The 14,594-nt window shown below is 60.3% G+C and carries 13 protein-coding genes; 4 read left to right on the top strand and 9 right to left on the bottom strand.

Annotated elements, in window-relative coordinates:
* The first annotated feature begins 99 nt into the window (after positions 1–99).
* Complete coding sequence (locus AB7E19_RS12885) at positions 100–477, top strand: VOC family protein (RefSeq protein ID WP_010673739.1); 378 nt, start codon at positions 100–102, stop codon at positions 475–477.
* A 71-nt stretch (positions 478–548) separates the two neighbouring features.
* Here AB7E19_RS12885 and AB7E19_RS12880 read toward each other — a convergent pair whose 3' ends face one another.
* Entirely contained in the window at positions 549–1,475 is a 927-nt protein-coding gene (locus tag AB7E19_RS12880; RefSeq protein ID WP_042014484.1) for a L,D-transpeptidase family protein, read from the bottom strand.
* 396 nt (positions 1,476–1,871) lie between these two features.
* Here AB7E19_RS12880 and yegQ point away from each other — a divergent pair, with 396 nt between their 5' ends.
* Both yegQ and AB7E19_RS12870 read left to right on the top strand, forming a co-directional pair.
* Positions 1,872–3,236 (top strand): tRNA 5-hydroxyuridine modification protein YegQ, encoded by a 1,365-nt coding sequence (gene yegQ / locus AB7E19_RS12875; protein WP_010675357.1) that lies wholly within the window; start codon positions 1,872–1,874, stop codon positions 3,234–3,236.
* Between the two features lies 1 nt (position 3,237).
* Positions 3,238–3,486, top strand: a complete 249-nt coding sequence (locus AB7E19_RS12870) for a YfhL family 4Fe-4S dicluster ferredoxin (RefSeq protein ID WP_010675358.1) — start codon at positions 3,238–3,240, stop codon at positions 3,484–3,486.
* Positions 3,487–3,924: 438 nt separating this feature from the next.
* Here AB7E19_RS12870 and AB7E19_RS12865 read toward each other — a convergent pair whose 3' ends face one another.
* Positions 3,925–4,317 (bottom strand): DUF1090 domain-containing protein, encoded by a 393-nt coding sequence (locus AB7E19_RS12865; protein ID WP_214004396.1) that lies wholly within the window; start codon positions 4,315–4,317, stop codon positions 3,925–3,927.
* Positions 4,318–4,477: 160 nt separating this feature from the next.
* Between AB7E19_RS12865 and AB7E19_RS12860 the strand changes: the two genes are divergently transcribed.
* A complete protein-coding gene (locus AB7E19_RS12860; RefSeq protein WP_043153224.1) occupies positions 4,478–4,831 on the top strand; it encodes a DsrE/DsrF/TusD sulfur relay family protein in 354 nt (117 codons plus the stop codon).
* A 3-nt stretch (positions 4,832–4,834) separates the two neighbouring features.
* On the opposite strand, the gene AB7E19_RS12855 is transcribed toward AB7E19_RS12860, so the two are convergent.
* From AB7E19_RS12855 to nusA, 7 genes are all read right to left on the bottom strand, one after another.
* Entirely contained in the window at positions 4,835–6,046 is a 1,212-nt protein-coding gene (locus AB7E19_RS12855; protein ID WP_139738033.1) for an MDR family MFS transporter, read from the bottom strand.
* 142 nt (positions 6,047–6,188) lie between these two features.
* Positions 6,189–8,327, bottom strand: coding sequence for a polyribonucleotide nucleotidyltransferase (gene pnp / locus AB7E19_RS12850; protein ID WP_103243615.1), 2,139 nt, complete (start codon positions 8,325–8,327; stop codon positions 6,189–6,191).
* A gap of 180 nt (positions 8,328–8,507) precedes the next feature.
* Positions 8,508–8,777, bottom strand: a complete 270-nt coding sequence (rpsO, locus tag AB7E19_RS12845; RefSeq protein ID WP_010675364.1) for a 30S ribosomal protein S15 — start codon at positions 8,775–8,777, stop codon at positions 8,508–8,510.
* A gap of 135 nt (positions 8,778–8,912) precedes the next feature.
* Positions 8,913–9,863: a tRNA pseudouridine(55) synthase TruB gene (gene truB, locus AB7E19_RS12840; RefSeq protein WP_041215670.1), complete on the bottom strand. Its 951-nt coding sequence runs from the start codon at positions 9,861–9,863 to the stop codon at positions 8,913–8,915.
* A gap of 1 nt (position 9,864) precedes the next feature.
* On the bottom strand, positions 9,865–10,299 hold the full coding sequence (rbfA, locus tag AB7E19_RS12835; protein WP_010675366.1) for a 30S ribosome-binding factor RbfA: 435 nt from the start codon (positions 10,297–10,299) through the stop codon (positions 9,865–9,867).
* 55 nt (positions 10,300–10,354) lie between these two features.
* Positions 10,355–13,057 (bottom strand): translation initiation factor IF-2, encoded by a 2,703-nt coding sequence (gene infB / locus AB7E19_RS12830; protein WP_043153231.1) that lies wholly within the window; start codon positions 13,055–13,057, stop codon positions 10,355–10,357.
* A 20-nt stretch (positions 13,058–13,077) separates the two neighbouring features.
* Positions 13,078–14,580, bottom strand: coding sequence for a transcription termination factor NusA (gene nusA, locus AB7E19_RS12825; protein WP_039040286.1), 1,503 nt, complete (start codon positions 14,578–14,580; stop codon positions 13,078–13,080).
* Positions 14,581–14,594: the final 14 nt, after the last annotated feature.

The raw sequence follows: 14,594 nt of genomic DNA, 5'->3' as shown, positions 1-14,594 counted from the left end.
TCAGGCGCCGCTTTTTTTATCCATGGCGCCCCCCGACAGCCACTTCTAACCTCAAAGAGCCACCGACCGCGTTGGCCGGGAACTCTGGAGAATACGACGATGGACAACACCCTGGTCTGGGCCGACATTCCGACACGGGATCTGGATCGCGCCATGGACTTCTACTCGGCCCTGCTCGATGTGCAGGTCACCCCCATCCAGGAAGAGACCATGCGCTTTGCCATGCTGCGCCACGACGGCAGCAACGCGGCGGCCTGTCTCGGCCCCATGGACAAATATCACCAGCCCGGCGGTGCCGGTCCCCTCATCTATCTCTCCCTCGGTGACAGGCTGCAGGAGGCGGAGCTGCTGGTCCCCCGGCTCGGCGGGCGGGTGCTGGAGCCTCTGCACAGCATCGGCAGCGGTCATGGCTCCCGGGTCATCATCGAAGATACCGAAGGCAACTGGCTGGCCCTCTATGCCCCACCAGCCAGCTGACGTCCGGATATGCAGAAACAACAACGGCGACCTGATGGTCGCCGTTGTTGTTTAACTGCACTTGCCGGCCATTACGCCTCTGGATTGAGGCGGGTCGGGATGCCGGTACGCTGTTCCAGCACCTGCTTGACCACGTTGGAATCGCTGTCAGCATGGGCGATGAAGCGGGTGGTAGCCGGGGTCATGGGCAGCGGCACGGAGGCGGTGGAGTTGAACTCTTCCTCGGTGCGCGACAGCGGCTCGTGCACTTCCATGTAGCGACCGCCATCCGGCTCGACCGTGGTCTTGACCGGCTGGTTGACGAACTGGACGCGGGTGCCGACCGGCACGTGATCGAACAGGTACTTGATGTCGTCGGCGCGCAGGCGCACGCAGCCGCTGCTCACCCGCAAACCGATACCGAAGGTGGCGTTGGTGCCGTGGATGGCGTACAGGTTGCCGATGTAGAGCGCGTGCAGGCCCATGGGGTTGTCCGGGCCGGCCGGCCAGACCGCGGGCAGGGTCTTGCCCTGGGCGGCGTAGCGGCGACGGATATTCTCGGTCGGGGTCCAAGTCGGGTTGGCACGCTTGCGTTCAACCTTGGTGATCCAGTTCTCCGGGGTGTTGACCCCGAGCTGGCCGATGCCGATGGGCAGCACATGCACCACGTTCTTGCCCTTCGGGTAGTAGTAGAGACGCATCTCCGCCACGTTGATGACGATCCCTTCGCGGGGAGCGTTGGGCAGGATCAGCTGATGGGGAATGATCAGCGTGCTGCCCGCCTTGGGCAAGTAGGGGTCGACGCCGGGGTTGGCTTCCATGATGTTGGTCAGACCCAGCTGGAAGTCGGAGGCGATCTGCTCCAGCGGACGGTTGTCTGCGGGCACCACGTATTCCTGGTTCTCACCGATCAGGCGGCTGTTGGCTGCAGGCAGCTGGTATTCAACGGCGGCGGCCTGCTGGCTGACCAGCGTCAGCGTACATAAAAGAGCCGAAGCGGCAATGCGAAGGGGATTCATAAAATTCCTGTATGGTTTCCTGTTCCTGTGGGCCTTTGCCCTGCTCATCATCGGTCTCTTGTGGGCCCGTCACCGGGGACCAACAACCGAGCGCGCATTCTTTCCCGAGCAGGGCAAAATTTCAACTTGGAGATGGTCTTTTTCGCCGAAAAGATCCATTTCACAGCCAACTCAGGGGTATCTTTCACCCCTTGCACTCTAGCAACCCCAGTCTGAGCGTAAAATGAACATGGCGCAGGCATGCCAAGGCCGTCCCAAATTGCATGACGAGGCGGTCACGAGTACAATCTCGCACCCCGTATATCCGGAGTATCGAGTCACCTCCTGCTCCGATGAACCCACACGACGCCATCAGGTGGCGCCGTCCTGATTTGCAATCAGATAAAAGAGTCCAACATGTTCAGACCAGAATTGCTCTCCCCTGCCGGGACCCTCAAGAACATGCGCTACGCCTATGCCTATGGCGCAGACGCCGTCTATGCGGGCCAGCCGCGCTACAGCCTGCGGGTACGCAACAACGAATTCGATCACGAGAATCTGCAGCTCGGCATCAACGAGGCCCATGCCCTCGGCAAGCAGTTCTATGTGGTGGCCAACATCCAGCCCCACAACTCCAAGCTCAAGACCTTCATCCGCGACATGCGCCCCGTGGTGGATATGAAGCCGGATGCACTCATCATGTCCGACCCCGGCCTCATCATGATGATGCGCGAAGCCTTCCCCGACATGCCTATCCACCTCTCGGTGCAGGCCAACGCGGTCAACTGGGCCACGGTGAAATTCTGGCATCAGATGGGCCTGACCCGTGCCATCCTCTCCCGCGAGCTGTCTCTCGACGAGATCGAGGAGATCCGCATGCAGGTGCCGGAGATGGAGCTGGAAGTCTTCGTCCACGGGGCACTGTGCATGGCCTACTCCGGCCGCTGCCTGCTCTCCGGCTACATCAACAAGCGTGACCCCAATCAGGGCACCTGCACCAACTCCTGCCGCTGGGAATACAAGGTGCACGAGGGCAAGGAAGATGACGTGGGCCAGATCGTCCACCGCCAGGAGCCCATCGCCGTGCAAAAGGTGGATCCGACCCTGGGCGCAGGCAAGCCGACCGATGCCCTGGTGCTGCTGGAAGAGTCCAACCGCCCGGGCGAGTTCATGACCGCGTTTGAAGACGAGCACGGCACCTACATCATGAACTCCAAGGATCTGCGCGCCGTCGAGCACGTCGAGCGCCTGACCAAAATGGGCGTTCATTCGCTGAAAATCGAAGGCCGTACCAAGTCCTTCTACTACTGCGCCCGTACCGCCCAGGTCTATCGCAAGGCCATCGACGATGCGGTGGCTGGCCGTCCATTCGATCCGACCCTGATGGGCACCCTCGAGAACCTGGCCCACCGCGGCTACACCGAGGGCTTCCTGCGCCGTCACAACCACAGCGAATACCAGAACTACGACTACGGTTACTCCGTCTCCGACACCCAGCAGTTCGTCGGCGAGATCACCGGTCGCAACGGTGACATGGTCGAGGTCGAGGTGAAGAACAAGTTCCTGCTGGGCAACAGTCTGGAGCTGATGACCCCCCAGGGCAACCTCAGCTTCAACCTGGAGCAGATGCAGAACCGCAAGGGCGAGCTCATCGACACCGCACCGGGCAACGGCCACGTGGTCTACGTGCCGGTACCCAAGGAGATCGACGTGAATTACGGCATCCTGCTGCGCAACCTCGGCGAGCGCGAGGATACCCGTCAACCTCACTCGGCGGCCTAAGATGGCACTGCTCATCACCGACAAGTGCATCAACTGTGACATGTGCGATCCGGAGTGTCCGAACCAGGCCATCACCCTGGGGAGCAAGATCTACGAGATAGACCCGGATCGCTGCACCGAATGCGTCGGCCACTATGAGAAGCCGACCTGCATCAGCGTCTGCCCTATCGACTGCATCATCTGGGATCCCGCCCATGTGGAAACCGAAGATCAGCTGATGGAAAAGTTTGTGCGGATGCACAGGCAGTAACGCCTGCATCAGCGTCTGTGCCCCATGTGCGGCATCCTCCGGGATCCCGTCCATAGGGTGGAAACCGAAGATCAGTTGATGGAAAAGTTCGTGCGGATGCACAGGCAGTAAGCCTGTATCAGCGTCTGCCCCATCGACTGCATCATCTGGGATCCCGCCCATGTGGAAACCGAAGATCAGCTGATGGAAAAGTTTGTGCGGATGCACAGGCAGTAGCAGTAGCAGTAGCAGTAGCAGTAGCAGTAACACCTGCATCAGCGTCTGCTCTAGAGGGACTGCATCCTCCGGGATCCCGTCCATAGGGTGGAAACCGAAGATCAGTTGATGGAGAAATTCGTGCGGATGCACAGGCAGTCCGCGTCTGACACTCGCGGGCGCATTATCCAGAAATAGAAAAAGCCGGGCATGCCCGGCTTTTTCTATTGCGCTGCCCTTCCCTCAGGGTTTGACCAGTTTTTGCAGCGCCTCGAGTTCGCGCTGGGCTTCCAGCAACTCGGCCTGGGACTCCTCCAGCTTGGACTGCTTCTTGGCAATCTTGTCCGGCTTGCCCGATACCCGTGCGCTCTGCAACTCGGCCAGCCGCTCTTCCACTTCTTCCCTCTGCTTGACCACCTTGCGTTGCTGCTCCTCAAGGAGCCCGGCATCGGTACAATGGGCCTCCAGGTTGCGCAGTGCCCGCTCAAGGCCGGCTACCTGCTCCTGGTTGTTGTGCGCCCTGGCGAACGCAAGCTGATCCGTCACGGCCTGCTCTCTGGCCTTGCAGCCGATGTTTTCACTACCATAGGCTTGTCCGGCCAACAACAATAAGCCTATTCCGGCGATCTTCCACATAACAACCTCTTTGTTCTGTCATATTGGATGGCCGTCCATGAGACCTGACTCCCTGTGTGAGGTCAAGACACACGGGGCCGGGCTACGACAGAGTGTGCTCTGCATCATGCCGGGCCGCTTTCGCCGAGGCTACAATGGCCCTTTCAATCAGGAGAGCCACATGACCCAACACATTCTCATCATTGCCAACGGCGCCCCCTATGGCAGCGAGTCCCTGTTCAATGCCCTGCGCCTCGGCATCGCCCTCAAAGAGGAGGCGAAGGTAGACCTCAACCTCTTCCTGATGTCGGATGCCGTCACTGCTGCTCTGGCCGGGCAGGCTCCGGCCGAGGGCTACAACCTGCGCCAGATGCTGGAGATACTGCTGGCTCAGGGCACCCGGATCCGGCTTTGCAAGAGCTGCACCGATGCGCGCGGCATCACCCCGCTACCCCTTGTCGAGGGCATAGAGATAGGCACCCTCCCCTTGCTGGCCCAATGGACTCTGGCCGCCGACAAGGTGCTGACCTTCTAGCCGTCAGGGCCCGACCCGGACCAGCGCAGGGCGCGAGGTCCGGGTACTCAGACCATAGAGCATCAGGATCACCAGGCAGAGCAGCGCCATCAGGGCATAAAGCCAGCTCCCGCCCCAGTGGGCCAGCACCCAGCCTCCCAGCAAGGCCCCCATGGCCACCCCGAGTCCGGAGATGGAGGCCGCCCCGAAATAGCTCCCCTTCAAATGACCAGGCGCCATCTGATCGATCAGCACATTGAGCAAGGGGAAGAGGATGCACTCCCCGACGCTCAAGAGGATCACCGCCACTATCCAGTGCCACCAGATGGCGGTATCCCCCAGCGCAAACTGCAACTGGGCGCCGAGAAAGAGCGCCACCCCGAGTTGCAGCTTGCGCCGTGTGGACCAGCGGGCAGTCAGGTGCAGCAGGGGAAACTGCAGCATCACTATGGTCAGCGCGTTGGTCGTCACCAGCCAGCCGATGAGCCGCTCCACCTCCGGCGTCCCCGCGCGGGTCAGATACTGGATGAGGGGCGACTCGAACTGGGCATAGACCAGCATCAGCAGCAGATTGGCCATGATCAGCAGCAGAAACCCCCTGTCCTGCCAGAGCACCCGCAGCACGGCACGCATGCCGGGCCCGGCCGCCTGGCTGGTGTGGCAACCTGCCAGCCTGAACCCGATGACAAAGACGATGCCAAGCAGCAGATAGCTGGCACTGAGCAACAGGAAGGTCTCCTGACGCGCGCTCAGGCCATAGGTGACGCCGAGCAGAGGACCGATGGCCGCCCCCAGGTTGAGCAGGAAATAACGCAGGTGCAGCGCCAGCTCACGGGCTTTGGGCTCGGCCAGATTGTCGGCCATCAGTGCCTTGCCCGGTGAGTCGATGAGCCCGTAGGAGAGTCCGCTGCCGATCACCCCGAGTGCCAGCCAGCCCACCTGGTGGGAGAGGCCGAGCAGGGCCACACTGGCGGCGGAAACCAGGCAGCCGAACAGCAGGATGTTGCGCCGCCCCCATTTGTCCGAGAGCCAGCCGCCATAGAAGCTGACGAGAGTGGAAAGCGCCGCCGTGGCCCCCAGGATCAGGCCTATCAGGGTCGCCGAAAGTCCGTAGTCACGGTAGAGCAGGATCGAGAGAAAGGGCCAGACCATGAAGAAGGTGGTACGCACCATGAAAGTGCCCAGGATGACGATCCAGACCAGGGAAGGAAACTGCCTGAGGTAGGCCCATGACATGCTGCAATTCCTTTTGCCAACGAAGCGGGGTCGTCCCTTATATCAAGGGGCGCCAAAAGGAACAAGGAGACAATCTGCGCCATGCCGGGCGACAGGCACAAAAAAGCCGACCCAAGGGTCGGCTCTTTCACATACGGCAGCCTTATTCGGCAGCCGGCTCTTCGACGGCAACGGCAGCAGGAGCAGCAGCCGCTTCGGTCGGTGCGTTCGCTTCCTTGATGGAGAGACGCACACGGCCCTGACGGTCCACTTCCAGTACCTTCACCTTCACCACGTCACCGATTTTCAGGAAGTCGGCCACGTTCTGCACGCGGGCATCGGTGATCTGGGAGATGTGCACCAGACCGTCTTTACCCGGCAGGATGTTGACGAAGGCGCCGAAGTCAGCCAGGCGCACGACCTTGCCTTCGTAGATGCGGTTCACTTCGATCTCGGCGGTGATGGCCTCGATGCGGCGGATCGCTTCCATGGCGGCTTCGTTGGCCACGGCGGAGATGCGAACGGTACCGTCATCATCCAGCTCGATGTTGGTGCCGGTCTCTTCGGTCAGGGCACGGATCACGGAACCACCCTTGCCGATCACGTCCTTGATCTTCTCAGGATTGATCTTGATGGTGTGGATGCGCGGTGCGAAATCGGAGATCTGGGCACGGGGAGCCTGGATAGCTTCGTCCATCACCTTCAGGATGTGCAGACGAGCGCCACGAGCCTGCTTCAGCGCAATCTCCATGATCTCTTTGGTGATGCCTTCGATCTTGATGTCCATCTGCAGCGCGGTCACACCTTCGCTGGTACCGGCTACCTTGAAGTCCATGTCGCCCAGGTGATCTTCGTCACCCAGGATGTCGGACAGCACGACGAAACCTTCTTCTTCCTTCACCAGACCCATGGCGATACCGGCAACGGAGGCCTTGATCGGCACACCGGCATCCATCAGCGCCAGGGAGGAACCACAGACAGACGCCATGGAGGAGGAACCGTTGGATTCGGTGATTTCAGAGACTACGCGCACCACGTACGGGAACTCGGCGGCGCTCGGCATCACGGCAGCAACGCCGCGCTTGGCCAGACGACCGTGACCGATTTCACGACGCTTCGGGCTGCCCATCATGCCGGTCTCGCCGACGCAGTAGGGCGGGAAGTTGTAATGCAGCATGAAGCGATCGGCGCGGTTGCCGGTCAGCTCGTCGATGTTCTGGGCGTCACGCTCGGTACCCAGCGTGGCGACCACGATGGCCTGGGTTTCACCACGGGTGAACAGGGCAGAACCGTGGGCACGGGGCAGGATGCCGGTACCGACGGAGAGGGCGCGGATCATTTCCGGATCGCGACCGTCGATACGCGGCTCACCACGTACGACGCGACCACGGACGATGCGGCTCTCCAGGCTGTGGAACTCTTCGCCGATCTTCTTGGCATCTTCTTCCACGCCGGATGCGATGACTTGCTCGACCACGCGGCCCTTGATGGCAGCGATGGTTTCGTAACGAACAGCCTTCTCGGTGATACGGTAGGCTTCACCCAGTTCAGCTGTGGCCAGTTCGGCAACTTTGGCTTTCAGCGCTTCGTTGACGGCAGGCGGGGTCCAGTCCCAGGGCTTGGTACCGACGTCGGCAGCGAATTCATTGATGGCGCTGATCACGGTCTGCATCTGCTCGTGACCGTAGACCACGGCGCCCAGCATCACCTCTTCGGAGAGGATGGCCGCTTCGGATTCCACCATCAGCACCGCATTGGCAGTACCGGCAACCACCAGATCCAGATCGCTCTGGGGCAGTTCGGTGGTGGTCGGGTTCAGCACGTACTGGCCGTTCATGTAACCCACGCGGGCTGCACCGATCGGGCCGCCGAACGGGATGCCGGAGATGGCCAGGGCCGCGGAGGCACCGATCATGGCAACGATGTCGGGAGAAACGGCCGGGTTCACGGACATGACGGTGGCAACCACCTGAACCTCATTGAGGAAGCCTTCCGGGAACAGCGGACGGATGGGACGGTCGATCAGACGGGAGATGAGGGTCTCACCCTCGCTCGGACGGCCTTCACGACGGAAGAAACCACCCGGGATACGACCAGCAGCATAGGTACGCTCCTGATAGTTGACGGTCAGCGGGAAGAAATCACGGCCGTGATCGGCCTCTTTCTTGCCAACGACAGTCACGAAGACACAGGTATCGTCCATGCTGACCATGACGGCCGCAGTGGCTTGACGGGCCATCACACCGGTTTCCAGTGTGACGGTGTGTTGACCGTACTGGAATGACTTTACAATAGGATTCACGTGAATTTCCTTTTAACAATTTGGCGCTTTAAATTCGCGTGCAAGTATACTTGATTCGCATCAAAAGGTAAGCGCGGACGTCAATTCTGTGAGGCAGGCAACGGCCTGCATCCTGTTTGAAACGGGCAATAAAAAAGGGGAACCTCGCGGTTCCCCTTTTTTGCGAAATCTGATGGTCGATTAACGACGCAGACCCAGCTTGGCGATCAGAGCAGCGTAACGCTGAACGTCTTTACGCTTCAGGTAGTCCAGCAGCTTACGACGCTGGGAAACCATGCGCAGCAGACCGCGACGACCGTGGTGATCCTTGGCGTGCTCCTTGAAGTGACCTTGCAGATGGTTGATCTGGGCAGTCAGCAGGGCAACTTGCACTTCGGGGGAACCGGTGTCGTTGGCGCCACGAGCGTTGTCGGCAACGATTTGAGCTTTGATCTCAGCATTTAGAGACATGGTATTACTCCAGTAGAGTGTTTAAAGGTTCACAGCCAATCTCTAATTCAGCCGTGAAATGAGGGCGGTATCATAATCGTCCCCGCCCCTTTTCGCAACGGGAAAGACGCGTGACAGACCGATACCGCCTGAGGATCACTCCTCGTCGTGGTAGCGAACAAGACGCTTGGGCGCCACGCGCCCCTCGTCATCGATCTCGCCAACCCCGATGAATTCGCGCTCCGGGCCAACCGTCATGCGGACCTGGCCGCTTTGGGGGCTACCTGCCACCTGCACGGCCTGACCCTGGTTCACATAGGCGGCCACGGCGACCAGCATGTTCACCTCGGGCAGAGAGGCCACGGCGGTGTCCATCGGCAGCAGCAGGGGATCCAGCTGCTCCCGTGGCGGAATGCTTTCGGCCTTGGCCTGCTCGAAGATGCACTCGAGCTGTTCCAGGGTCAGCATCCGCTCATAGGGGTAGCTGGCCACCTGGGTGCGACGCAGCTGGGTGACGTGAGCGCCACAGCCCAGCACTTCCCCCAGATCGTCCACCAGGGAACGGATATAGGTACCCTTGCTGCAATGCACTTCCAGCTTCACCTCGTTCCCCTCGAAGCCGAGCAGCTTGAGTTCGAAGATGGTGATGGGACGGGCTTCCCGCTCGATCTCGATCCCTTCACGGGCATATTCGTAGAGCGGACGGCCGTTGTGCTTGAGGGCGGAGTACATGGACGGCACCTGCATGATGGGGCCGCGGAACTGGTCCAGCGCCTCGATCAGGGTACCCACGGCCACGTTCACCGGACGGGTGGAGACCACCTCGCCGTCGGAGTCGCTGGTATTGGTGCGCTCGCCCAGCTTGGCTGTCACCTCATATCGCTTGTCCGCTTCCAGCAGATACTGGGAGAACTTGGTGGCTTCGCCGAGGCAGATCGGCAACATGCCGGTGGCCAGGGGGTCCAGGGCGCCGGTATGGCCGGCCTTGGCGGCGTTGTAGATCCGCTTGACCTTCTGCAACACATCGTTGGAAGTCAGGCCGGTCGGTTTGTCCAGCAGCAGGATGCCGTGTACGTCACGGCCTTTGAAACGACGTCTACGAGACATCTCAGGCGTTATCCTCAGTCGTGTCATCCGGTGCGGATTGCTCTTCGTCACGACCGGCTTCAGTCATGCGACGCTTGTCTTCACGCACAGTGTTGGTCACCAGGTTGGAGAGACGCATCCCCTCGACCAGGGTCTGGTCGTAGTAGAAACGCAGCTCGGGCACCACCCGCAGACGCATGGCGCTGCCCAGCAGGCTGCGGATGTAACCGGCAGCCTCGGTCAGGCCCTTGAGCCCTTCCTTGATGCGCTCGGCGTCATTCTCCAGTTGCAAGAAGGTGACATAAACCTTGGCATAGTTGAGGTCCTTGGAGACCTCCACGTCGGAGACGGTCACCATGCCGATGCGCGGGTCTTTCACCTCGCGCTGCAGGATCAGCGCGATTTCACGCTGGATCTGCTGCCCGACCCGACGGGTCCGGCTGAATTCTCTGGCCATATTCTATCCTGCGATAAAAGGGGGCCGCGGCCCCCTATTTTGTCTAACTCTCGGCTTACAGAGTCCGTTGGATTTCAACGGTCTCGTACACCTCGATCTGGTCGCCTTCGCGCACGTCGTTGTAGTTCTTGACCGCGATACCGCACTCGTAGCCGTTGCGAACTTCGTTGACGTCATCCTTGAAGCGGCGCAGGGATTCCAGCTCGCCTTCATAGATAACCACGTTGTCACGCAGAACGCGAATGCGGTTGGAACGCTTGACCACACCTTCGGTAACCATACAGCCGGCAACGGCGCCGAACTTCGGCGACTTGAAGACGCTACGCACTTCAGCCAGACCGATGATCTCCTGACGATACTCAGGAGCCAGCTTGCCGCTCATGGCCTGCTTCACTTCGTCGATCAGGTCATAGATGACGGAGTAGTAACGCAGATCCAGGCTCTCGGATTCGATGACCTTGCGCGCAGAAGCGTCGGCACGGACGTTGAAGCCCACCAGGATGGCGCTGGAAGCCGCGGCCAGGGTCGCGTCGGTTTCGGTGATGCCACCTACGCCGGAACCCACGATCTTCACCTTCACTTCGTCGGTGGAGAGTTTGACCAGCGCATCGCAGATCGCTTCCACAGAGCCTTGTACATCGGCCTTGATCACCACGTTCACTTCCGACACTTCGCCCTCGGTCATGTTGGCAAACATGTTTTCCAGCTTGGCCTTCTGCTGGCGGGCCAGCTTGACTTCGCGGAACTTGCCCTGACGGTAGAGCGCCACTTCACGGGCTTTCTTCTCGTCACGCACGACCGTGGCTTCGTCACCGGCAGAGGGAACGCCGGACAGACCCAGAATTTCCACTGGCAGAGAGGGACCTGCTTCCTTGATCTCGCGACCCAGTTCGTCACGCATGGCGCGAACCCGGCCGTACTCAAGACCACACAGAACGATGTCGCCCTGACGCAGAGTACCTTCCTGTACCAGCACGGTGGCAACCGGACCACGACCTTTATCCAGGAAGGATTCGATCACGACGCCGTTGGCCATGCCGTCAACCACCGCTTTCAGCTCCAGGACTTCGGCCTGGATCAGGATGGCTTCCAGCAGGTCGTCGATGCCTTCGCCAGACTTGGCGGAGACGTGCACGAACTGGCAATCGCCACCCCAGTCTTCGGACATGACGTTGTAACGGGCCAGCTCGGTCTTGACGCGATCCGGATCCGCTTCAGGCTTGTCGATCTTGTTCACCGCAACAACCAGCGGCACACCGGCCGCCTTGGCGTGCTGGATAGCTTCGATGGTTTGCGGCATCACGCCGTCGTCAGCAGCAACAACCAGAACAACGATGTCGGTCGCCTTGGCACCACGAGCACGCATGGAGGTAAACGCCGCGTGACCCGGGGTATCCAGGAAGGTGATCATCCCGCTGTCGGTCTGGACGTGGTACGCACCGATGTGCTGGGTAATGCCACCGGCTTCGCCCGCCGCGACCTTGGCTTTACGGATGTAGTCCAGCAGCGAGGTCTTGCCGTGGTCGACGTGACCCATGATGGTCACGACCGGCGCACGCGGCTTGGCTTCGGAGGTCTCGTCACGATCGCTAAGTACCGCCTCTTCCAGCTCGTTCTCACGGCGCAGCACTACCTTGTGACCCATCTCCTCGGCGACCAGCTGAGCGGTCTCCTGGTCGATCACCTGGTTGATGGTGGCCATGGCACCCATCTTCATCATCACCTTGATGACTTCAACGCCCTTGACGGCCATCTTGTTGGCGAGCTCCGCCACTGTGATGGTCTCGCCGATGACGACGTCACGGTTGACCACGGCAGCCGGCTTGTTGAAGCCGTGTTTCATGGCGTTCGGCATGGCCATCTTGCCACGCTTGCCTTTGCGGGCACGCGGATCGCGGGAGTTGCGGTCATTGCGGTCGTCTTCGCGACGGCCGACTTTCTTCGGCGCCTTGGCAGCGGCAGCCGTGCGACGGCTGGTCTCTTCCTTACGATCCAACTCATCTTCGGCCGCTTGCGCGTGCTTGTTGGTGGTCAGATGGTAATCGCTGCTCTCTTTGGCGCGAGCCGCTTCTTCTTCAGCCCAGCGGGCCGCATTCTGTTCCGCCATGATGCGAGCCTCTTCGGCTTTCTTCGCGGCGAGTTCTTCAGCTTTTTGCAAAGCTGTCTGTTCCTGTTGGCGCTTCAGTTCTTCTGCTTCGCGCTTGGCCATCTTTTCTGCCTCTTGCTGAGCTGTGCTACCGGCTGCTTTGGCGGGCTGTTGAGCCTGTCGAGCCTTCTGTTGTGCCTCGATCCGCGCCTTTTCCTCAGCTTCACGACGAGCCTGCTCAGCCTCACGGCGAGCCTTCTCTTCAGCGTCGAGGCGGGCCTTCTCTTCGGCCTCGCGACGAGCTTTTTCTTCTGCTTCCAAACGCGCTGTTTCCTCGGCTTCCGCCTGGCGCTGTTCATCTTCCAGCGCCGAGCGTCTTACATAGGTGCGAGACTTGCGCACTTCTACCTGCACTTCCTTGTTCTTGCCACCAGTCCCCTGAACACTCAGAGTGCTCTTGGTCTTGCGCTGCAAGGTCATGCGAGCAGGTGCGGTGACCTCGTCACCTCCATGCTGTTTCTTCAGATGTGCCAGCAGAGTCTGTTTCTCAGACTCGCTGACCATGTCGTCGGCCTTGCTCTTCACGATGCCGGCATCGACAAACTGCTGGAGAAGACGATCAACCGGCGTGTCGATGTCAGTGGCAAGTTGCTTAACTGATACTTCTGCCATTCATTTTCCTCCGTTTGACCTTATTCAGACTGCTCTTCTCCGAACCAACAGATATTGCGAGCAGCCATAATGAGCTCACCAGCCTTCTCGGCGGTCAACTCTTCGATGTCGGCAAGGTCATCGATACCTTGCTCTGCCAAATCTTCCAGGGTGCCGACACCGCGAGCGGCCAGGGCATAGGCCATTTCACGGCCAAGGCCGGAGAGATTGAGCAGTTCTTCGGAAGGCTCGACGCCTTCAAAGGATTCTTCTTTGGCCAGGGCCTTGGTGGTCAGGGCATCCTTGGCACGCTTGCGCAGCTCTTCGACCATGTCTTCATCCAGACCGTCGATGGCCAGCAGCTCGTTGACCGGGACGAAGGCGATCTCTTCCAGGGTGGAGAAGCCCTCTTCCATCAGCAGGCCGGCGAAATCGTCGTCGATATCGAGGGTGCTGGTGAACAGCGTCAGGATGCGGTCGTTCTCGGCCTGGTGCTTGGCACGCATGTCCTCGACGGTCATCACGTTCAGTTCCCAACCGGTCAGCTGGGAGGCCAGACGCACGTTCTGACCGTTGCGGCCGATGGCCTGGGCCAGGTTGGCGGCTTCCACGGCGATGTCCATGGTGTGGTTGTCTTCATCAACGATGATGGAAGCCACATCGGCTGGCGCCATGGCGTTGATCACGTATTGGGCCGGGTTGTCATCGTACAGCACGATGTCGGCACGCTCACCGCTCAGCTCGGCGGAGACGGCCTGAACGCGGGCACCACGCATGCCGATACAGGCACCGATCGGGTCGATACGACGATCGTTGGTCTTGACCGCGATCTTGGCGCGGGAACCCGGATCACGGGCGGCGCCCATGATTTCGATCATCTCTTCGCCGATTTCCGGCACTTCGATGCGGAACAGCTCTTTCAGGAAGTCCGGGCTGGAGCGGCTGACGAACAGCTGGGAACCACGGGCTTCCGGACGCACGGCGTAGAGCAGGCCACGGATACGGTCGCCGGGACGGAAGGTCTCACGGGGCAGCATGTCGTCACGGAAGATCACGGCTTCGGCATTGCTGCCCAGATCCAGGATCACGTTGTCGCGGTTGCTCTTCTTGACCACGCCGCTGATGATGGTGCCTTCCTTGTCCTTGAACTGGTCAACGACTTGGGAACGCTCAGCCTCGCGCACTTTCTGCACGATGACCTGCTTGGCGGTCTGGGTGGTGATACGGTCGAAGGTCACAGAGTCAATCTGGTCTTCAACATAGTCGCCGATCTGGATATCCGGCTGCTCGATCTGAGCGGCTTCGAGAGTGATTTCCCCGTACGGGTTCTCCATGGAAGCCTGATCGGCCACCACGACCCAACGGCGATAGGTGTCATAGTCACCGGTCTTGCGATCGATCTCGACACGCACTTCAATCTCGCCTTCGTATTTTTTCTTGGTCGCAGTCGCCAGCGCAGTCTCCAGAGCCTGGAAAATCTTCTCGCGGGGGACAGCCTTCTCGTTGGACACAGCGTCAACGACCAGCAAAATCTCTTTATTCATATCCGATAGCCTCG

This window comes from Aeromonas sp., assembly GCF_050252055.1.
GTDB classification, from domain to species: domain Bacteria; phylum Pseudomonadota; class Gammaproteobacteria; order Enterobacterales; family Aeromonadaceae; genus Aeromonas; species Aeromonas caviae.
The sequence above is the reverse complement of the archived record's forward strand: the minus strand, read 5'-3'. Positions and strand labels throughout refer to the sequence as shown.

What these genes read in the sequence shown, in the direction of transcription:
- AB7E19_RS12885 (WP_010673739.1), top strand. Translation starts at nt 100, where the DNA reads ATGGACAACACCCTGGTCTGGGCCGACATTCCGACACGGGATCTGGAT.
- AB7E19_RS12880 (WP_042014484.1), bottom strand. Translation starts at nt 1,475, where the DNA reads ATGAATCCCCTTCGCATTGCCGCTTCGGCTCTTTTATGTACGCTGACG.
- yegQ (WP_010675357.1), top strand. Translation starts at nt 1,872, where the DNA reads ATGTTCAGACCAGAATTGCTCTCCCCTGCCGGGACCCTCAAGAACATG.
- AB7E19_RS12870 (WP_010675358.1), top strand. Translation starts at nt 3,238, where the DNA reads ATGGCACTGCTCATCACCGACAAGTGCATCAACTGTGACATGTGCGAT.
- AB7E19_RS12865 (WP_214004396.1), bottom strand. Translation starts at nt 4,317, where the DNA reads ATGTGGAAGATCGCCGGAATAGGCTTATTGTTGTTGGCCGGACAAGCC.
- AB7E19_RS12860 (WP_043153224.1), top strand. Translation starts at nt 4,478, where the DNA reads ATGACCCAACACATTCTCATCATTGCCAACGGCGCCCCCTATGGCAGC.
- AB7E19_RS12855 (WP_139738033.1), bottom strand. Translation starts at nt 6,046, where the DNA reads ATGTCATGGGCCTACCTCAGGCAGTTTCCTTCCCTGGTCTGGATCGTC.
- rpsO (WP_010675364.1), bottom strand. Translation starts at nt 8,777, where the DNA reads ATGTCTCTAAATGCTGAGATCAAAGCTCAAATCGTTGCCGACAACGCT.
- truB (WP_041215670.1), bottom strand. Translation starts at nt 9,863, where the DNA reads ATGTCTCGTAGACGTCGTTTCAAAGGCCGTGACGTACACGGCATCCTG.
- rbfA (WP_010675366.1), bottom strand. Translation starts at nt 10,299, where the DNA reads ATGGCCAGAGAATTCAGCCGGACCCGTCGGGTCGGGCAGCAGATCCAG.
- infB (WP_043153231.1), bottom strand. Translation starts at nt 13,057, where the DNA reads ATGGCAGAAGTATCAGTTAAGCAACTTGCCACTGACATCGACACGCCG.
- nusA (WP_039040286.1), bottom strand. Translation starts at nt 14,580, where the DNA reads ATGAATAAAGAGATTTTGCTGGTCGTTGACGCTGTGTCCAACGAGAAG.